The organism is Colwellia chukchiensis, assembly GCF_002104455.1.
GTDB lineage: Bacteria > Pseudomonadota > Gammaproteobacteria > Enterobacterales > Alteromonadaceae > Cognaticolwellia > Cognaticolwellia chukchiensis.
This window is the reverse complement of the sequence record NZ_NBOC01000001.1, coordinates 537,484-555,875: the sequence shown is the minus strand read 5'-3', so window position 1 is coordinate 555,875 and position 18,392 is coordinate 537,484. Positions and strand designations below refer to the sequence as shown.

Below are 18,392 nucleotides of genomic sequence, written 5' to 3'. Positions count from 1 at the left end.
GTAAACTTATTCTTGTAGAACAAATAACAACTCTGCTAAATCAGGTTGCCATTGAAAGTCTGATAATTTTACCTTGCCAGCAATAACCACTACTTGCTCGTCTTGCAATAGTTTTTTCTGTTGTTGAAAGTGCTCGCTGTTGGCGGCAAAGGAGATTTTACCTTGGGCATTGATCACCCGATGCCAAGGCACAGCTTGATCGCGCCAGCCCTGCTTGGGCGCTGCCCCTAACGCCTTACCCACTAAACGCGCGCGACCAGGCAAGCCGGCTAAATCAGCTATTTGACCATAACAGGCCACCTTTCCATAAGGAATAGCCTGCACAGTTTGCCATATTTTTTTGTGTTTCTCGTTGATAGCGACGCACCTTGTCAACGCAGTTTCAGCGCGATTTACCAAGGCAAAACACTGCCATTAGAGTGTTTAAAAACGCCAGACTCCGCCATGGTTAATTGGTTAATCAAATTAACTAATTTTCCAGCGGCTTCATTAGCACTAATATCACCACCGTAATTCACCATGTCGGTTTGTACATAACCGGGGTGATAGATACCAACAGCGATATTTTGTGCCGCGAGGTCATGGCGTAGCGACATAGCTGCGGCATTTAACGCTGCTTTTGACATACGATAACCGTAACGTCCACCTGAGCTGTTATCGGCAATAGAGCCCATTCTCGAGGTGATTAAGGCAACTTTTGCCCCCGGGTTTAATTGTGTATGCAAGCGTTCAACTACGCAAAGCGGCGCTAACGCGTTCACCTCAAACTGCTCTCTGATGGTGGCAATGCTTAACTTGCCTAGGCTTTCGTCACGCAAAATACCGGCATTACACACCAATACATCAATGCTTACGCCGGCCAAGGCGCTAACCATAGTATCTAAACCACTTTCGCTCGCCACATCGACATTTTCAATCACATTAACGGCCAGTGCAGACAACTCAGCTGATGCTTGCCGACACAAGGCAAACACTTGCTCACCCTGAGCGAGAAAGTGTTTCGTCATTGCCAAACCAATGCCCCGATTCGCGCCAGTAATTACTACGTTTTTACTCATATCAACTTCCTAAGTATGTTTCTTGTTATAAAAATGAAAAAACCACTTACGCTGAAGTGGTTTTTAATCTTAATTGTGTTGGTAATGATAAAGCCTAATTGATACTTAAGCAAAAGTTAGCATTGGGCTTATTCGCCACACTTACCTTCTTTCATTTTTTTCGCTTTACCTTCACCACATTTACCTTCACCACACTTGCCTTTGCGTTTCATTTTACCTTCGCCGCATTTGCCTTCACCACACTTGCCTTTGGCTTTGTGCTTCATTTTACCTTCGCCACACTTGCCTTCACCACACTTGCCTTTGGCTTTGTGCTTCATTTTACCTTCACCGCATTTGCCTTTGGCCTTGTGCTTCATTTTGCCTTCACCGCATTTACCTTCACCACATTTGCCTTTCTCATGGTTATCAGCTGACACAAGCGTCACTACTTCAGGAGTGGCAAATGGATTAGTTTCAGCTTTTACCGGCATTGTAGCCGCAACCGCTAATGCAAATAGGCCTAACAAAGCCGCCATCGAAGATTTTTTAATTAATTTCATCACTTTTTCCTTTTAGTTTTCAAATTGACACTACATCTATATGTATAGCTAATTACAAAAGACCATATCCAAGCTAATTAAATTTCAAGCGTTACTAATTTATAGCACGACATTTAACAAGCCATATATTTCTTATAACACCTTTGAGACTAGCGCTATCTTTATGAAACCACAAGTAAAAAATAAATCACCACACTAGCTTCAAGTCGCATAGCATAGCCATGTTATAGCAATGAATACACTGCGCTCTTAAACAACCCACAACAAAGAAATAGCGTTCAGTAAGCCTGTGATTTAATTAGCTAACTCTAAGAACGTTGCACTTGATTTGGATTTGCTGATAATTAAACAAACTGTTAACATCTTTGTAACGGAATGTTTAACAGCCAACGCAAAAAAAGGATTTTAACGATGAAAGCAATTTACTTATCGCTATTATTGGTACTTAGTATCACTTCAGCGCAAGCGGAAGACTGGGCGCACTTATTCGAAAGAAAAAAATATCAAGCAGTAAAAATATCTCCTGACGGCAAACATATTGCGGCGGTAATGGACGCTAACGGCAAGCGAGCATTAATTTTTATCAATCGTAAAACCATGAAAATGTCAGGCTCCACCACATTACCAGGCAAAAATGAAGTGGGTAGTTACTTTTGGGCCAATAACGAGCGTGTGGTCATAAAAATACATCAACGCGAACCTTGGCTAGAACAACTACAATTTTATGGCGAATTATTCGCGGTTAACATCGACGGGAGCGCCGGCGAACTCATTTATGGTTACCGTAATGTAGATACTGATTTAGGGCATCGCTTAAAAAAGAAAAAGAAAATAGATGGCTGGGCCGATGTCATTGACATATTGCCTGACGATAAAAGAAATATATTAATTAGCTCAACTCCTTGGGGGAGCACAATTTCAGGCCTTTATAAGCTCAATATTTACAACGGTAAAGTAAAGAAATTGGTTATTGGCGCCCCCGTGCCTTATGCCAGCTACATTACCGACACCAAGGGTGACGTTATGGCCCTTACCGGCTTAAGTGATCAATACCGTAAAGAAGTGCATGTACGCAAAGGCGATCAATGGCAAAAGTTACCATCAGACAAATATGGCTCTAACTTTAAAGCCCTTACATTAGATGATTCAGGCGATAATTTATTAGTATTAGATAATTTTAAACAAGATAAAAGAGGCTTATTTAAATTAAATTTACACACGGGTGAAATGCAGCCGATTATTTCTGATAATAAAAGTGATATTACCCAAATAAAACTCACCAGTGATGAAAAAAATATTTATGCGGTTGCGACCAGCAATGGCTTTCCTAGCTATTATTTAATAGATAAAGAGCTAAAGGAAACTCAAGTTTTTAAACAATTAGTTGCTACCTTTCCTGACCAGTCTATCGACATCACCAGCCGAACAGAAAAAGGCGATATTTATATTGTCCGTGTATCGTCAGATATTGAAGCAGGTCGCTTTTACATTTATGACCTTGTTAATAATAAGCTGAGCAGTTTATTTAAATACTACCCTAAAGTAGACGCGAAGCAATTAGCTTACACGGATCCCATTGAATTTACCTCGTCCGATGGGCTAAAAATTAGAGGCTACTTTACCCAAGCAAAAAAACAAGTTAAGGGGGCCATTCCACCAACCGTTATACTCGTACATGGCGGACCTCATGATCGTGATAATTGGCAGTACTCACCAACAGTACAATATTTAGCCTTAAATGGTTATTCTGTTTTACAGGTAAATTTTCGCGGCTCAACGGGTTACGGCGCGAGTTTTGAAGCAGCAGGATACGGCAATTGGGGCTCACTTATTCAACAAGATATTTACGAAGCTTACCAATGGGCTATTAATGCAGGCCTAGCAGCTAAAAACAAAGCTTGTATTATGGGCTCGAGTTTTGGTGCCTATTCTGCCATTCAAAGTGCGATAAAATATCCTGAAACCTACCGCTGCGCGATTGCTTATGCTGGTGTTTATGATCTCGAGTTGATGTTCGATGAGGGTAACATTCAAAATTTACGCTTTGGCAAAGCTTACTTAACGCGCACGTTAGGAGCAGATCAAGCCATACATAAAAGCATGTCACCAGTGCATCACGTTGAGCAGATCAAAATTCCGTTAATGATTGCCCACGGTAAAAAAGACAAACAAGTACCATTTGAACATGCCGCTCGTTTAATATCTGCATTGGAACAAGCCCAAAAACCTTATGTTTGGCATAAATTTAGCAGCGAAAGTCATGGATTTTATAACCCTGAAAACCAAGCTGAATATATGAAAAATGTGTTAGCTTTTTTAAACAAAAGTATAATTTAACTTGACCATTGATTGATTTAGTAAAGTCATAATCAATAGCAACAACAGCATAACTTCTGTTTTAGGCTATGCGACTATCATCGACGAACAGAGAGTACGGCGCTGCTAAGAAGTATCTGAGCTAGCATTCCTATTCGCTTTAGCTTAGGGTAGTATACCTGCCCTAAGTTACGCCGTAATCGCCACCAACATAATCGCTAGCCAAAGATGCAAACCGCAATTGAGACACAAGTAAAAAAAGTAATTTTAGCGCCGATGGAAGGGGTGGCTGATGCGTTAATGCGCCAGCTATTAACCTCTTTAAATCAATATGACTTCTGCGTCACTGAGTTTGTTCGCGTCGTTGACTCACTGGTGCCTAAACATGTGTTTCGCAAAATTTGCCCAGAAATCGCCACTAATTGCTATACCGAAAGTGGTACTAAATTACGCATGCAGTTGCTTGGTCAAGAGCCTAATTGGATGGCAGAAAATGCCGTTAGAGCGCTAGCGTTAGGCTCTCACGGTATTGATGTAAATTTTGGCTGCCCGGCAAAAACCGTCAACAAAAGTAAAGGCGGCGCGATACTACTTAACGAGCCAGAAAAAATTTATCAAATATTATCCAGTATTCGAAACGCTATTGGCGCTGAATATACCTTATCCGCCAAAATCAGACTCGGTTTTAATGATGCTTCAAAACTGGACGAAATTGTCAGTGCCATTGAGTCTGCAAAAGTAAATCAACTGACCATTCATGCCCGCACTAAACAAGACGGCTATCGCCCCCCGGCTTATTGGCACTTTATTGGCGAAATTGCGAACAAGTATACACTTGAAATATTTGCAAACGGAGAGATCTGGAGTCTTCAAGATGCCAAAACCTGCATCAAGCAAAGTCAAACCGCAAACCTAATGTTAGGTCGCGGCGCATTAGCTTTACCTAACTTAGCTAATGTCATTAAATTTAATCAAGTACCTATGCCGTGGACTGAGCTAGCAGCTTTACTAAAACGTTATAGTGCACTTGAGCTTCAAGGCGATAAAAGCTTTTACTTTAGCAGTCGTTTAAAGCAATGGCTTCGTTACCTAAGATTACAATACCCACAAGCACAAGCGCTATTTGACGCCATCAAACTGCTAAAAAATAAAACCGAAATCCTGCAGCAAATTGACGTATTCACGCACCAATAAGCAAGCTAAATTAGCGGCAGCTGAGTTATGTTTAATTACTATAAACGGGTGAAAATAATTATTAACTGAGCGCTGATTTTTAATTGTCAACAAGGTAAGATAATTGCCCCACAAAGCAATTAACAAGAAGCAGTAACAGTGAAAAACGGTTCAGAATTAAGAGCGCGATATAATGACGTCAATCGCGGCGTATATTTTATTGGCACTACGCCACCTAAAAGTGACACGCCTATAGCCCAAGTTTCAGCCATCGCAGATAAACTGCTTGAACGCGTTAGCGATATCGACTTTGATGGCTTAATTGTTTATGACATTCAAGATGAAGACTCTCGTACTTCAAAGCCGCGCCCATTTCCATTTAAATCGACTCACGATCCTAGGCTCTATTCATCGCTTTTAAATGAAAAGTCGAAACGACCTGTTATCACTTATAAAAGCGTGGTGCAATCAAATAACGCCGACTTTAACCAGTGGGCAAATGACGCTTGGCACAAATATGGCGTGCGCGACATTGTACTCGTTGGCAGTCCGTCTAATAAGAATACGATTAGCTTACCGTTAGGAGACGCTTATCAAGCACTTGTTGCCAATGATAATGACTTTTTCATTGGCGGCATTACCATAGCTGAGCGCCATGCCAATAAACGTAATGAACATGCTAAGTTAATTGAAAAGCACCAGCAGGGTTGCAACTTCTTTATTTCACAAGCCATTTATAATGCGCAAGCCACCATAGACATGTTGACCCGGTATGCCATTGAATGCCAGCAACAAGGTATCAAACCGCAACGGATTATTTTGACCTTTTCGCCCTGTGGCAGTGAAAAAACTTTAGAATTTATTGAATGGCTTGGTGTCAGCGTGCCTGAAGCCACCAGCTTGCGCATTTTAAATGCTAAGCACCCTTTGTATGAGTCCATTAGAATTTGCACTAACACTTTAGTTCAAATTCTTGACGCTGTACTACCTTACCAATTACCGCTGGGCTTAAACATTGAAAGTTTAACCAACCGTAAAGAAGAAATTGATGGCTCAATTTTACTGTATAAATTATTACGCTCAACCATGGACAACTATCTGGCCAAGCAAGAGCTCGGTGCACTTGCTAATCAAGATTAACGCTTTGCATATCAGCTAAATACGCTATGCTTAATGGTAAACGAATCGCACTTAATCATATGATTATTACAACTTTTTGAGGAAATAGCTTATGTCGGGAACTGCAATGGTGGTGGCAATTGTTTTTATTTCAGTTGGCTTTGGCGTGATATTTGACATGTATAAAAAGCATTTAGAGTTTAAAGAAAAAACGTTAAATCACAATAGCCTGCATAGCGAACAAGTTATCTCCATGAAACAACAAATTCAAACGCTAGAGCAACGTATGCAAGTGTTAGAAAAAATAGTGACTGACGAAGGTTATGACGTTAGCAAAGAAATAAACAAATTATAAAGGTCAGAAACGGCTGATAAGTTTTAAGCAAAGGGTACGCAGGGTTTTACGACTACGGATCGCCTTAACCTTATCGCTAAACATTTAGCTAAAACTAGTTCCGCGCTTTTACCCTTTAACTACCGCGATATATACAATGAAATTAATCATGAGAACTGAATTTGACAACCTACGGCTTAATCCCCTGCATGACATCGAAAGTGATGTTAATGGCGACAAGCAAGTAGTTAAAATATTTCGCAACCAACAGCTAATTTCAAAAAGAGTGATCCTGAAAAAGTCGATTCGTTACTTTGCTATTAAAGGCTACCAGCAATATTTGACAGAAGAATAAACAACTTAAACATATGGTGCTACGCCGTCTGTTTAAAGCTTTAAGTCAAAACCAAAAAAGCAAACAGTAAACTAAGCTCTGGTTTCTTGATTTTAATGACAACTGATAGCTTGCCGCAGCAAGCTAAAAGTTATCCGTTAACGAAGCGAGTGTTTTGCCATGCGGGATCGGCTTTTTAGTGTCAGGGTCAACTTGAACAAAAACAATATCATCCGCTAGACAGATGGTTTTTTTGGTGACTTTGTTACGCATCATACAGGTAATGGTAATTGACGTTTTCCCCACTGCTTTGGTACTCAAACCAAATTCAACAACATCACCTTGTTGGGCTGGAGATTCAAAATTAATCGCACCAATATGCTTAGTAACTAAACAGTTGGTCTCTAGCTGGCAAATGGCATAAATCGCCGCTTCTTCATCGATCCAAGCCAGTGCCCGTCCGCCAAATAATGAGTTCGCATAATTTAAGTCATTCGGCAAAATAAGCCGACGAGATAGAAAGCGCATAGCTATCCTTATTATAAGTCTGTGGAATAATCAGCCAAGCAAAATCGACTCAGCTGACAATGTGAATAAAACTCTAAGCTTTATACAGATTTAGCCGCCATGATCGCTTTAACAAGCGCTAGTCCAGTGTCCGGACAATCTGGCAGTTGTACCTCAGATGTTGATAACGCATGGCTTCTGTCACCCCATTTGATTACATGGGCACTCCAGGTTAAGCCACCGCCAAATGCCGGTAGTAACACATAAGATTGCTTAGCAATAAAGCCCTCTTCTATCGCTTCAACCAAGGCTACTAACGTCGTTGCTGCTGACATATTGCCGTACTTGTGAATATTGACAAACACCTTGTCTTTGTCCATTTTCAAACGTTTAACCAAGGTATCAATAATGCGTAAGTTTGCTTGGTGTGGCACTACACTGCTAATTTGCTCAGCATCTAACTGCGCCTGCGCCAGAGCCTTTTCACAAGCTTGCGCCATACCAGCAACCGCTTTTTTAAAGATCTCTTGTCCTAAAAATGCCCAGTTACTTTGACCAAGCATGCGACCTTTATTCGCATATTTCAAACCCCAGCCTTCAACGGAAAGAATATCTCTCGACTCGCCATAACAACCTAACGCTTGTGTTATAACACCTGTCTCCTCAGTACTGGCTTCTAAATACAGTGCTGCGGCACCATCACCAAAAAGTACTGCCACATCGCGATTAGTCCAATCCATGATCGGCGAAATGGTTTCCGCACCAATAACCAAGGCTGACTTTACAACACCACTTTTAATCATGGCTGTAGCAACGCTTAGACTATACATACCGCCGGTACAGGCAGTACTAACATCCATACACGCGGCATTGTCAGCACCTAACAAACGTTGCACGTTAGACGCTGCATTTGGGCAAAGCTCGTCAAAGGTTGTGCTGCCAAAAACAATCAAGTCGACATCTTTAGCCGTTTTACCGGCCGCCGCTATAGCGCGTGCGCAGGCAACATATGCTAATTCGCTCACCGAAACATGAGATATTCTGCGCTCTTTCATACCGGTTCGACTGGTGATCCATTGGTCATCGGTGTCAAGAAATGTTGCTAAATCGTCATTGCTTAGCTTTGCTGGTGGCAGGCATTTGCCCCAACCGGTGATTGCTGCGTATGTCATAGTGAACCTTATTCTGCGGTAACTTTGCAGTTAAAATACAAAAAAATGCTTGTTTTATCGCGATATCTTACTACAAAAAAGTGTGCTTTTAAGCGCTAATTACAATATTTTTTATCGTTATTAGACATCAAAGTTAAGAATGCTAAATTTGCGCCTTGATTTGCTGATAACTTGTACGCCAATTGTGATAATCAAGGGTTATCGGGCTATAGACATGGTTTTTTGATAGCACTAAAGACGGAAAGCCGCTGATCGGCATAGCGCTAACCTTGGCAATCTCTCGTTGTAATTTTTGGTCAAGTTGTGGGCAGGTCATTTGCCGCATAAAGTCATCACCGTTTAATCCCAGGCGTAACGCCAATGCATGCAATGTATCGATATTAGAAGGATTTTTTGCCTGCAAATAATAGGCTTCTTGAATTGCCGCTAACATTGCTTGCTCTTTGCCCTCAGCTCTGGCAATTAATGCCGCTCGACATGCTGGGTAGGTAGAGCGCCTAGGTTGACAACGTTGCCAAAAGTCAAAATTGAAAGCGGTGCCAAGCTGCTGGGCGATTGTTCGCCAAGTTTGCTGAAGAAACTTTTGCATTGCCACCGGCATTAATTCATCACTGTCTTTGGCTAGGCCGCCAAGTTGATAAATGATCTCAACCTCAGTAGCGAGCTCTTTTTGTAAGCGCTGCCAAGTAGGGGCATATCCCCAACACCAACTACACATAGGATCGTAGATATAATATAAACGCGCTTTCATAATGACCTCTTTGCCCCAATTAATAGCATGATGTCGGTATTAACCGTAAGTATTTAAAGCTAAAATCAATTTATAAACAATACCATAGCTTGATTTAACTTTCGAATAACATGACACAAGCTCTGTTTTTATCGCTTGCCTAGAAACTACGAAAAGCATTGTAGTTTATTGTTTCATCCGCTATGTTGATTATTAATCAACCAAAAACGTAGTAATAAGGAAATGGTATGCCTTCGATAATTGTGAAATCAATCACCATTCTAGCACTAGTTTTTTCATTTAATGTATTGGCGGTAAATATCTCCAAGTGCATGACGAGTGAGTGCGTTAGCTATTTCAAGTCTTTTAAAAAAGCCGCTCATCGCGGTCACAAAAATGCCATGTTTAACTTAGGTAAGTTTTTTCAATACGGATTTGGTACTGAGATTGACAATGCAAGAGCGCTCAACTTTTATAAAAAAGCCGCTATGCGTGGACTCCGTGAGGCTGAATACCGTGCTGGTATGCTATTGCTTAGCGACCAGCAGCTTTATGACTTTGACCAAGCAGAAAAATGGCTAAAACGAGCATCAAGAAAAGGTCAACCTAATGCAGCTTTTCTATTAGGTAAAAATTACTTTACTCGCCAACAGTTTAGCCAAGCAGATATCTGGTTAACTATGGTCTATGAAGCGCACCCTAAACATACCGTCGACTGGCTTGAGCGGATGCAAAACACTGACACCTTTAGTGCAGAAAACCTGCCTCTATTGCATAAAGCACTTGCAGCAAGTCCAATAGAAACCTTCAAATCAGCTGGCACAGATGATGAAAATATAGAAGTTATCACTGTCACCGGCATGCATAGAAACTCGGTATTAGATAGCATGTTAGCTGGGTTTAGAAAGCGCATCAGGTCAACAGGTACAAGGCTACCCAATATTAGCTGCGATCAAAGCGTCGCCTGTAATCAAAAATCGCTAAATGAAATGAAAGACAGTATTTGGGTAAGCCAAAGATAAAGCCAAGTGTTTCTTCTTCATTGACGCACGGTAGTGCCAATTAACATCAAGGATAATAAATATCTTGGTCAAGACTTGGTCAATGTAGCTATCGGCCACTTGCATGCCTCTGACTAACAACTAGTACCTTTAGCTGTGCGAGTTGTTATTAATTGTTATCCATGCATAGCTATTTCTTCTATCTCATAGCACAAGCATATTATCTTAACTTGGTTCAATAAGTTAGAGTGCAGCGTTAAATCATAGTTTCCAAAAAGAGGACACATGTCGTTCGCTGTATCTTTAATGTTAGCATTATTTGCTGGCTTATTATTTGCCATCTATCTATTTTCACAAAAAAGTAAAACCTTATCACGCACTACCTTATTTGGTTTGGTGTTAGGTAGTTTTTTTGGCTTATTTTTACAGCTATTATTTCCTGAGCAAAACTCAATAACCGATCAGGTTTTAAGCTGGGTGTCCTTGGTAGGTAAAGGTTATGTTGGGCTGCTAAAAATGGTGATCATGCCACTGGTACTGGTGTTTATGATTGCGGCTGTAGTTAAGCTTGAAAATCAAGGCTCACTTGGCAAAATTTCAACGCTGAGTATTGCAATTTTGCTATTGACCACGGCTTTGTCAGCGCTGGTCGGCATCGCCGTAACCTACGGTTTTGACTTAAATATCTCAGGTCTTGTTGCCGGTACACGAGAATCAGCAGAAATGGCAACCATCAACAATAAAGCTACGGTTATCGCTGACTGGACTGTGCCAAAAATGCTGCTGAGTTTTATACCAGAAAACCCCTTTGCCGACTTAACAAATGCCCGACCAAGTTCAATCATTGCCGTGGTTATATTTGGTATTCTAGTAGGGCTCGCAGCTCGTCAAGTGATGCGTGAACAACAAGAACTGGCTGATCCTATTCGTACTGGTGTAAACGCATTGCAAAAGATAATCATGAGTTTGGTTAAAATGGTTATTGCGATAACGCCTTATGGCGTGGCTGCATTGATGGCCAATGTCGTGGCAAACGCTAATGCTAGCGATATTTTTAATTTGCTGACCTTTATTGTCGCCTCGTATGTCGCCATTTTAATTATGTTTATCGTGCACGGCTTATTATTAACCGTAGCGGGTGTTAACCCAAAAACTTACTTTAGTAAAATTTGGCCGGTAATGACGTTTGCGTTCAGCTCTCGCAGCTCAGCGGCAACTATGCCCATGAATATTGATGTGCAAATAAATCAACTAAAAGTTCCCCCTGCCATTGCTAATTTATCCGCGTCTTTTGGCGTTACTATCGGTCAAAATGGTTGTGCAGGGATCTACCCTGCCATGCTTGCCATGATGGTTGCCCCTAGTGTAGGTATTGACCCGATGACTATCGAGTTTTTATTACCCTTAATTGGCATAGTGGTTGTGAGCTCTTTTGGTATTGCCGGTGTCGGCGGCGGTGCTACCTTTGCGGCCTTGGTGGTGCTACCCACTATGGGCTTACCCATAGAAATTGTCGCGCTGCTCATTTCAATAGAACCGTTAATTGATATGGCTCGCACCGCATTAAATGTGTCTGGCGCTATGGTTTCTGGTGTGATCACTAACAAAATAATGAAAGGACCTGCACTGCCATAACGCCATATTTTGTTCAAGCAGTTGCTGCTGACATACTCTCAACTACTCTTAGCCTATTTTTATTACCAGACAAATTCAGTTATAGACATAACTAGGTAAACGCTAAGGTGAGTGCTTACTTTTAAGCAGTAATCATTGTTGCCAAACATTATGCTTGCCGCCTGCAAGCATCTGTATATTTAGGGTATTAAAGCTGCTTTACAACCAATACCTGTGACTAAATGATTAAAGTGTAAGCAAAAAAATAGCGCCAGAGGGCGCTATTTTTTAGGGGTTCAAATTTAAAACGGCATTTTCATGCCTGGCGGCATCTGCATGCCGCCGGTTAAGGCACCCATTTTTTCTTTGTTTTGCTCTTCAACGCGACGTACTGCGTCATTCATTGCCGCAGCAATTAAGTCTTCAAGCATGTCCTTGTCATCTTCCATTAAACTATCATCAATTGCTACGCGGCGCACATTATGGTTGCCTGTCATAGTAACTTTTACCATACCTGCACCCGCTTCACCTACTACTTCCATGTTGGCAAGCTCTTCTTGCGCTTTGGCCATTTTTGCTTGCATTTGTTGGGCTTGTTTCATTAAGTTGCCCATGCCACCTTTCATCATAAGTTTTACTCCACATGTAATATGCCGCCAAAGATAGTGCTTAACGGCTAAAATTTCAAGTAACGATTATCGCGCTACTATGGTTTCTTGATCGAGCTCAGCTTGAAAATGCTGTTGTAGTGCCTGCACTATGTCGTCTTCAGCGAGTACTTGTTTTGCATACTCATAGCGCTTAGCATTGATATCCGCTTGGATCTGATATGGATCAGCCACGGTTTTTTCGACGATATTTAATTCTACTGTGACTTTGCGTTGTAGATATTGAGATATTTGCGCTTCTAATTGCTTATGAGCGGCGTCACTATTTAAGTGCCTGATCGATTGATCTAACTGTAATATCAATAAATCATCCGTCGACTTTTCATCGATCGTTGCATGTATTGCCAATTGCCGTAAGCGAGCCACCAATGACATGCTATCTATCATGTGCGCCCATTTATCCACTTGGTTCGCTAGTTTAATCTTTGCGGGATCAATGGCGTCTTCACTATAAGGCTGTTGTGGTAAATCAGGTAACTCAGCGACACTGGCAGCTTGCGATGAGCTACTATTGGCGACGGCTTCAGCCGTCGTAAAATCTGGTTCAGGCTTTTCTGAGCTCGATGGTAGACGCGTGACAGCGCCGCTAGACTTTTTTCCAGCTTTCTCCATCGACTTTTTTCGGCTGCGCAGCATATTGCGCGTTGCAATTGCAGCGGCAACTGTTGACTCAGTTTTCTCTACTTTGTCATGCGTTAATGGCGCACTTGTTATAGCGTTATCTGGCGCTGGCTTTGCTTCACTTTCGGGCAAGTTTGCTAGGTTCACGTTAGGCGTTGATGTTGGCTCTGTATTTAATACACTCTCGCTGCTTTCAGCACTTTCCTGCTCATTTGCTTGTAGCTCTTCGCTTTGCTTGGCCTGCGCAGAGCTATCGATATCAGGCTGATTATGCTGGGTTACAATGGGCTGTTCATGTTTTAAAGCACTGTCTTGCGTCGTTTCAACGGGTGCTGAATTTTTTGCAGATTTATTTGCAGATAATGGCGTCGTCGTTAAATCATCTAGCCCCAACTTTTGATCTGCTGAACTGTGTTCGCTAGTCGTATTGGCCAATTCGCCACTATGGCTTATTGGTTTAAAGGCAAGTAACCTTAAAAGCATCATATCAAACGCGGCTTGCTCATCGTCAACATAAGGTAAGTCTTTTCGCGCCGCTAAAACAATTTGATAATAAAGCTGCACGTCTTCTGGTGACATTAATTGACAAAAACGTGCTAATAGTTGCTGTTGGTCAGGGGGGAGAGAGAAATCGCTATCAACCACTTGGGCCATGGCGATTTGATGCAGCAATTGCATTAACTCTGCTGACAGTTGGCTATAGTTTGGTGCATAGGATGCGATATTTAGGGACAAATGCATTAAGCCCGCTGCATCTTGCTTTAGCAAGGCGATTAAAATTTGAAAAACCCAATCTCTATCAACACCGCCCAACATTTGTTGTACGTCTGTTCGAGCAATGTTGCCATTACCCTGCGCAATACTTTGATCAGTCAGGCTTAAGCAATCACGCATACTTCCGCGAGCGGCCTTAGCCAAAAGCGCAATCGCTTCATCTTCAAATGTTACCGCTTCATTACGGAGAATTTCGCTAATTTTATCGCTAATCTGCTTTAGCGTAAGTGCTTTTAGGTGAAACTGTAAACAGCGAGATAACACGGTTACAGGCAGTTTTTGCGGATCAGTTGTGGCGAGAATAAACTTAACGTGCTCAGGCGGCTCTTCTAAGGTCTTTAATAAGGCATTAAAGCTACTACGCGATAGCATATGCACTTCATCTATCAAGTACACTTTATATCGACCGCGCGTTGGCGCATATTGCACATTATCAAGTATTTCACGGGTATCATCGACTTTAGTGCGTGACGCGGCATCAATTTCTAATAGATCGACAAATTTACCTTGGTCAATATCAACACAGGCATCACAACTGCCACAAGGCGTTGCCGTTATCCCTTGTTGGCAATTCAGGCTTTTAGCAAAGATTCTCGCAATAGTGGTTTTACCAACACCGCGGGTACCGGTAAATAAATAAGCGTGATGCAAGCGCTGCTGTGTTAGTGCATTAACTAAAACAGTAACAACATGCTCCTGGCCGACTAATTCTTGAAACGACTTAGGTCGCCACTTTCTTGCTAAAACCTGATAACTCATTACGTCGCCTTAATCACCTGCATACTGCAGTAAAGAGAAGACAGACAAGCCTATATCTTCAAGTTTTCGCTCACCACCTAAATCTGGTAACGAGATAACAAATGCAGCGTCGGTAACGGTCGCACCAATACGTCGGATCAGCTTAGTGGTAGCTTCTATTGTGCCACCGGTTGCGAGTAAATCATCTAGAATTAATACTTTATCTGTAACGGTTAAAGCATCTTGATGAATTTCTAGAGTGTCATGACCATACTCAAGTTGATAGTCTTGCGCGTATGTCGCTCTAGGCAACTTACCAGGCTTTCTTACTGGTACAAAGCCAATACCCATAGCGAAGGCTAATGGTGCGCCAAAAAGAAAGCCACGAGCTTCAGTACCCACTATTTTGGTGTAACCTGCAGCCTTATATTTATTAGCTAAAATTTCTATGGTCAGCTTGAATGCTTCAGCGTCATCCAAAATTCCTGTGATATCCCGAAACATAATACCGGCTTTAGGGTAGTCTGGGATGGTGTGAATTGCGGATTTAAGCTGTTTAATTTCTGTTTCTGTCATTTGCTCAAGGTCAAAATAAAATTTAGTAACAGAATAAAGCAAATCTTGAGGAATTTATAGTGACTGATAGCGACTATTTGCAGATTCTAAGCTAGTAACTAAATCTAATAATTTTTGCTCATCAATCGGCTTATCAATAACAGCTGTAAACATATCAATATTGCATAACTGCTTGACTGAATCTTGTCCTTGCGTGGTCATAAATATAATCGGTGTATGGTTATATTTTTCATTTTGGCGCAGGTTTTTTACTAGTTGAATACCGTCCATTATTGGCATGAGGTGATCAACAATCAGTAAGTCATAATCTGCCTGCTGTAACTTTTCTGAGGCATCAAGGCCATTAATGGCACTTGCAACTGCATAGCCTGATGCTGACAACAGACCGCTGAGCTTATCGATAACGATTGCTTTATCGTCAACTACTAAAATATTCATTTTATTTATAAACTCTTGCAAGTTTAATTGGCTAGCATGGTATACCAACCCGCCAACATTGGCAATAAAGGTGCCGCGAACAGAACAACAACTGCGCAAAATAGGTGAACTAGTGACGAGCTATCTTTAAAGTTTTCTTCTGACATAATGATACCTATTAATTGACTAAACGGCGCGGATTGTAGACTAAATTAGCCATTAAAGGTAGCATTATTTGACCTAAATCAAGTAAGCCCTTTAGTTACTTATTATTTTATCGTAATAGTGAAAGTTTGCTGCTAATCGAGCAATGTTGAAGAAAGTTTATTACTGAATTAAAAGCATAAAAAAACCAGCTTAACAATTAAGCTGGTTTTTACTAAATACTTGTTTAGTTTACAAAACAGGTTATAGCGATACGTTCTTACGTTGTGCTGTATCTTTAATAAAGCCTACCCAACCCTTCGCCGATTTACGGGTTTTAGGGTCTTTCATTGCTAAATTAATCGCTTTATAAGCTTGCTTATACTGTTCTAGATAAAAGTGAGATTCTGCAATACTCATATGCAGTTTACCTTCATCTTTAACACCAAGCTCTAACGCTTTATTTAACGCAACAATTGCGGCTTTAAACTGCTCATCTTGCTTTAATAACATACCCTGCTTGCTGTAATGCTTAGCTGAGTTAGTCATTTTAGCGAGTTCACCATAATACTTAGCGGCTTTGTCAATATGTTGCGCAGCATGCCAAGCATTTGCTAAAGATGATAAGTTTTTGTCATCACGTTTTACCAGACCTGAGTCGATGTGCTTCTCTAATAATACCGCTGCTTTATAAGGCACCGCATTTTGAGAGTACAAGCTCGCTAAGGTTTTGATTTCAGATTCTTTCTCTAGGAAACCCTGTTTATAAGCCAGTACTAGAGTTTCTAGTGCTTTTTTATAATCTTCAACTAGCAGGTAGAACATACCAAGCTGAGTCCACCAGGTTTTATCCTCTGGAAATATCTGGATAACCGTTTCAAGCGTATCAACTGCTTCTCTATATTTTTTGCGCTCGTAATACGAGGTTACTTTCAAAATATAAGGGTTCTTGTTGTGCTTGTCACCGTAAGCCGCAATTGCATTATCCGCAGGAACAATCATTTTATCTAATTGTTTAAGCGCATAATAAGCATTGGCTATCTTAGTCCAAGTATCACCATCTGACTTACCAGTAAAGTCCATCCACGCTTTATAATTAACCAGTGCTTCTTCATAACGCTTAGTTTGCATTTGAAGATCCGCTAGTAACTTTATAGATTCACCGTGATCAGCTTCGTTAAGAATATCAGGTTCAACAGCAGCTTTTAAATACTCAATCGCTTTTGCTTCCTCATTACCTAACGTTGCATACATCACTGCGATAAAGCGAGACACATAGGCTTTGTCGTAGTCTTTTTTCGCTTCGATATCTAACAGCAGCGCAAGCGCCCCAGGAATATCATCAGCTGAATAAAGCTCAAATGCTTTACCGACTTTTTTACCGACTGCAGGCCCAACCAATTGTGTTTTACGCTTTGGCTTTTCAGACTTTTCAGCGCTAGCTGCAGATGCGTCTGCAGCTATTGGCAACTGTATTAAAATAACTGAAACAATTAACAGTAAAGATGAAATTATCTTATGCATTATTAATTCCCCCCGTCCATTTTAAAGTCAAGTTGCACCGTTAAACCTTCTTGTCTCATAGCTTTGCCATCAACAACTTTAGGCTTGTATTTCCATTTACGTAACGCGCGTTTTGCTTCTTTATCAAAGATACGTTTAGGCTGTGCTTCGATAACATCAACATCTTCAACACCACCAATCTCATTGATAGTAAATGATAGTCTTACCCATCCTTCTTTACCGTCTCGAGCTGCTTGTATCGGATACTTAGGCTCAATTCGAACTATCGGTGTTGCATCTCCGTCTCGACCAAAACCAGCACCTGGAGCTGAAATTCCAGCATTTGCACCAGCCAGTTGCACACCCGGCATATTAAACGTTAACCCACCTGAAGTATTGCTTGTCTCAGGCTCTGGAGCTTGAGGCTTAGGTGGCGTTTTAGGCGGCGGCGGTGGCGGCGGCGGAACGCGTTGACGGCGTTCTGCTGCTGACTTTGGAGGCGTAGTGTTAACTTCTACAATAATATTCTCTAATGGTTCTTCTTTGTTTCTATCACCGCTAGAAACAAGAAACGCCATAAAAGAAAACAAAGCAAATGTTACTGCCGCGCCTAGTAGTATAGATACTAAAAAGCGAACCATATCTACCCCTTAGCTGCAGCGATAGAAATTCTGTCTATGCCCGCTTCTTTGATTGCATCCATTACTTTAACAACGACACCGTGTTTAGCGTCTTTGTCTGCTTGAATGATTACAACATCGGTTGGTTGCTCAGCCAATAATTTTTCAATGTTGGCTGCTACGCGTTCAACATCTACACGACGTTTGTCTAACCAAATTTCACCGTTATCTTTAACTGCAATAAAGATGTTAGCTGACTTTTGTTTAGATTGATTTGCCGCTTTGGGTTTATTAACTTCAATACCAGCTTCTTTAACAAAAGAAGTAGTTACGATGAAGAAAATCAACATGATGAATACGATGTCAAGCATCGGCGTCATATCTATTGCTGCTTCTTCGTCTTCACGAATACGTTTACGTGCCATTCGAAT

General features: G+C 41.2%; 21 protein-coding genes. 7 read left to right on the top strand and 14 right to left on the bottom strand.

The genetic code is table 11. The features are described 5' to 3' along the window. Positions 1-6 precede the first annotated feature (6 nt). The 3 genes from B6K83_RS02520 to B6K83_RS02510 all read right to left on the bottom strand — a co-directional run bounded on the left by B6K83_RS02520 (position 7) and on the right by B6K83_RS02510 (position 1,600). Positions 7-357, bottom strand: coding sequence for an MGMT family protein (locus B6K83_RS02520; protein ID WP_085283294.1), 351 nt, complete (start codon positions 355-357; stop codon positions 7-9). 35 nt (positions 358-392) lie between these two features. Beyond that, positions 393-1,058 (bottom strand): SDR family oxidoreductase, encoded by a 666-nt coding sequence (locus B6K83_RS02515; RefSeq protein WP_085282905.1) that lies wholly within the window; start codon positions 1,056-1,058, stop codon positions 393-395. 128 nt (positions 1,059-1,186) lie between these two features. Beyond that, entirely contained in the window at positions 1,187-1,600 is a 414-nt protein-coding gene (locus tag B6K83_RS02510) for an HvfA family oxazolone/thioamide-modified RiPP metallophore (RefSeq protein ID WP_085282903.1), read from the bottom strand. A gap of 411 nt (positions 1,601-2,011) precedes the next feature. On the opposite strand from B6K83_RS02510, the gene B6K83_RS02505 reads away from it, so the two are divergent. From B6K83_RS02505 to B6K83_RS02485, 5 genes are all read left to right on the top strand, one after another. Continuing rightward, positions 2,012-3,937, top strand: coding sequence for an alpha/beta hydrolase family protein (locus tag B6K83_RS02505; protein ID WP_158088310.1), 1,926 nt, complete (start codon positions 2,012-2,014; stop codon positions 3,935-3,937). 207 nt (positions 3,938-4,144) lie between these two features. Then, positions 4,145-5,110 carry a tRNA-dihydrouridine synthase gene (locus B6K83_RS02500; RefSeq protein WP_085282899.1) on the top strand — a complete coding sequence of 322 codons (966 nt, stop codon included), beginning with the start codon at positions 4,145-4,147 and terminating at the stop codon, positions 5,108-5,110. A gap of 138 nt (positions 5,111-5,248) precedes the next feature. After that, positions 5,249-6,229, top strand: a complete 981-nt coding sequence (locus tag B6K83_RS02495; protein ID WP_085282897.1) for a methylenetetrahydrofolate reductase — start codon at positions 5,249-5,251, stop codon at positions 6,227-6,229. A 91-nt stretch (positions 6,230-6,320) separates the two neighbouring features. Further along, a complete protein-coding gene (locus B6K83_RS02490; protein WP_085282895.1) occupies positions 6,321-6,563 on the top strand; it encodes a hypothetical protein in 243 nt (80 codons plus the stop codon). Between the two features lie 148 nt (positions 6,564-6,711). Further along, positions 6,712-6,897: a hypothetical protein gene (locus tag B6K83_RS02485; RefSeq protein ID WP_233143780.1), complete on the top strand. Its 186-nt coding sequence runs from the start codon at positions 6,712-6,714 to the stop codon at positions 6,895-6,897. Positions 6,898-7,020: 123 nt separating this feature from the next. On the opposite strand, the gene B6K83_RS02480 is transcribed toward B6K83_RS02485, so the two are convergent. The 3 genes from B6K83_RS02480 to B6K83_RS02470 all read right to left on the bottom strand — a co-directional run bounded on the left by B6K83_RS02480 (position 7,021) and on the right by B6K83_RS02470 (position 9,309). Then, positions 7,021-7,404 carry an acyl-CoA thioesterase gene (locus tag B6K83_RS02480; protein WP_085282890.1) on the bottom strand — a complete coding sequence of 128 codons (384 nt, stop codon included), beginning with the start codon at positions 7,402-7,404 and terminating at the stop codon, positions 7,021-7,023. 80 nt (positions 7,405-7,484) lie between these two features. Beyond that, entirely contained in the window at positions 7,485-8,555 is a 1,071-nt protein-coding gene (locus B6K83_RS02475) for a ketoacyl-ACP synthase III (protein WP_085282888.1), read from the bottom strand. Between the two features lie 142 nt (positions 8,556-8,697). Next, positions 8,698-9,309 carry a DsbA family protein gene (locus tag B6K83_RS02470; protein ID WP_085282886.1) on the bottom strand — a complete coding sequence of 204 codons (612 nt, stop codon included), beginning with the start codon at positions 9,307-9,309 and terminating at the stop codon, positions 8,698-8,700. A 224-nt stretch (positions 9,310-9,533) separates the two neighbouring features. On the opposite strand from B6K83_RS02470, the gene B6K83_RS02465 reads away from it, so the two are divergent. Then, positions 9,534-10,307, top strand: a complete 774-nt coding sequence (locus B6K83_RS02465; protein ID WP_085282884.1) for a tetratricopeptide repeat protein — start codon at positions 9,534-9,536, stop codon at positions 10,305-10,307. A 264-nt stretch (positions 10,308-10,571) separates the two neighbouring features. Continuing rightward, on the top strand, positions 10,572-11,921 hold the full coding sequence (locus B6K83_RS02460; protein ID WP_085282883.1) for an L-cystine transporter: 1,350 nt from the start codon (positions 10,572-10,574) through the stop codon (positions 11,919-11,921). Between the two features lie 281 nt (positions 11,922-12,202). On the opposite strand, the gene B6K83_RS02455 is transcribed toward B6K83_RS02460, so the two are convergent. From B6K83_RS02455 to B6K83_RS02425, 8 genes are all read right to left on the bottom strand, one after another. Next, a complete protein-coding gene (locus B6K83_RS02455) occupies positions 12,203-12,529 on the bottom strand; it encodes a YbaB/EbfC family nucleoid-associated protein (RefSeq protein WP_085282881.1) in 327 nt (108 codons plus the stop codon). Between the two features lie 66 nt (positions 12,530-12,595). Then, entirely contained in the window at positions 12,596-14,722 is a 2,127-nt protein-coding gene (dnaX, locus tag B6K83_RS02450; protein ID WP_085282879.1) for a DNA polymerase III subunit gamma/tau, read from the bottom strand. Between the two features lie 9 nt (positions 14,723-14,731). Then, a complete protein-coding gene (apt, locus tag B6K83_RS02445; RefSeq protein WP_085282877.1) occupies positions 14,732-15,277 on the bottom strand; it encodes an adenine phosphoribosyltransferase in 546 nt (181 codons plus the stop codon). A gap of 54 nt (positions 15,278-15,331) precedes the next feature. Further along, positions 15,332-15,715, bottom strand: a complete 384-nt coding sequence (locus B6K83_RS02440; protein ID WP_139175479.1) for a response regulator — start codon at positions 15,713-15,715, stop codon at positions 15,332-15,334. A gap of 23 nt (positions 15,716-15,738) precedes the next feature. Next, entirely contained in the window at positions 15,739-15,861 is a 123-nt protein-coding gene (locus B6K83_RS18625) for a hypothetical protein (RefSeq protein ID WP_269843980.1), read from the bottom strand. 241 nt (positions 15,862-16,102) lie between these two features. Next, on the bottom strand, positions 16,103-17,362 hold the full coding sequence (locus tag B6K83_RS02435) for a tetratricopeptide repeat protein (RefSeq protein WP_085282873.1): 1,260 nt from the start codon (positions 17,360-17,362) through the stop codon (positions 16,103-16,105). 2 nt (positions 17,363-17,364) lie between these two features. Continuing rightward, positions 17,365-17,982 carry an energy transducer TonB gene (locus B6K83_RS02430; RefSeq protein WP_085282871.1) on the bottom strand — a complete coding sequence of 206 codons (618 nt, stop codon included), beginning with the start codon at positions 17,980-17,982 and terminating at the stop codon, positions 17,365-17,367. Between the two features lie 2 nt (positions 17,983-17,984). Beyond that, positions 17,985-18,386: an ExbD/TolR family protein gene (locus B6K83_RS02425; RefSeq protein WP_077285343.1), complete on the bottom strand. Its 402-nt coding sequence runs from the start codon at positions 18,384-18,386 to the stop codon at positions 17,985-17,987. Positions 18,387-18,392: the final 6 nt, after the last annotated feature.

Coding starts and splice junctions, on each gene's coding strand:
- B6K83_RS02515 (WP_085282905.1), bottom strand. CDS start 1,058: ATGAGTAAAAACGTAGTAATTACTGGCGCGAATCGGGGCATTGGTTTG.
- B6K83_RS02510 (WP_085282903.1), bottom strand. CDS start 1,600: ATGAAATTAATTAAAAAATCTTCGATGGCGGCTTTGTTAGGCCTATTT.
- B6K83_RS02505 (WP_158088310.1), top strand. CDS start 2,012: ATGAAAGCAATTTACTTATCGCTATTATTGGTACTTAGTATCACTTCA.
- B6K83_RS02500 (WP_085282899.1), top strand. CDS start 4,145: ATGCAAACCGCAATTGAGACACAAGTAAAAAAAGTAATTTTAGCGCCG.
- B6K83_RS02490 (WP_085282895.1), top strand. CDS start 6,321: ATGTCGGGAACTGCAATGGTGGTGGCAATTGTTTTTATTTCAGTTGGC.
- B6K83_RS02485 (WP_233143780.1), top strand. CDS start 6,712: ATGAGAACTGAATTTGACAACCTACGGCTTAATCCCCTGCATGACATC.
- B6K83_RS02480 (WP_085282890.1), bottom strand. CDS start 7,404: ATGCGCTTTCTATCTCGTCGGCTTATTTTGCCGAATGACTTAAATTAT.
- B6K83_RS02475 (WP_085282888.1), bottom strand. CDS start 8,555: ATGACATACGCAGCAATCACCGGTTGGGGCAAATGCCTGCCACCAGCA.
- B6K83_RS02465 (WP_085282884.1), top strand. CDS start 9,534: ATGCCTTCGATAATTGTGAAATCAATCACCATTCTAGCACTAGTTTTT.
- B6K83_RS02460 (WP_085282883.1), top strand. CDS start 10,572: ATGTCGTTCGCTGTATCTTTAATGTTAGCATTATTTGCTGGCTTATTA.
- B6K83_RS02455 (WP_085282881.1), bottom strand. CDS start 12,529: ATGATGAAAGGTGGCATGGGCAACTTAATGAAACAAGCCCAACAAATG.
- dnaX (WP_085282879.1), bottom strand. CDS start 14,722: ATGAGTTATCAGGTTTTAGCAAGAAAGTGGCGACCTAAGTCGTTTCAA.
- apt (WP_085282877.1), bottom strand. CDS start 15,277: ATGACAGAAACAGAAATTAAACAGCTTAAATCCGCAATTCACACCATC.
- B6K83_RS02440 (WP_139175479.1), bottom strand. CDS start 15,715: ATGAATATTTTAGTAGTTGACGATAAAGCAATCGTTATCGATAAGCTC.
- B6K83_RS18625 (WP_269843980.1), bottom strand. CDS start 15,861: ATGTCAGAAGAAAACTTTAAAGATAGCTCGTCACTAGTTCACCTATTT.
- B6K83_RS02435 (WP_085282873.1), bottom strand. CDS start 17,362: ATGCATAAGATAATTTCATCTTTACTGTTAATTGTTTCAGTTATTTTA.
- B6K83_RS02430 (WP_085282871.1), bottom strand. CDS start 17,982: ATGGTTCGCTTTTTAGTATCTATACTACTAGGCGCGGCAGTAACATTT.
- B6K83_RS02425 (WP_077285343.1), bottom strand. CDS start 18,386: ATGGCACGTAAACGTATTCGTGAAGACGAAGAAGCAGCAATAGATATG.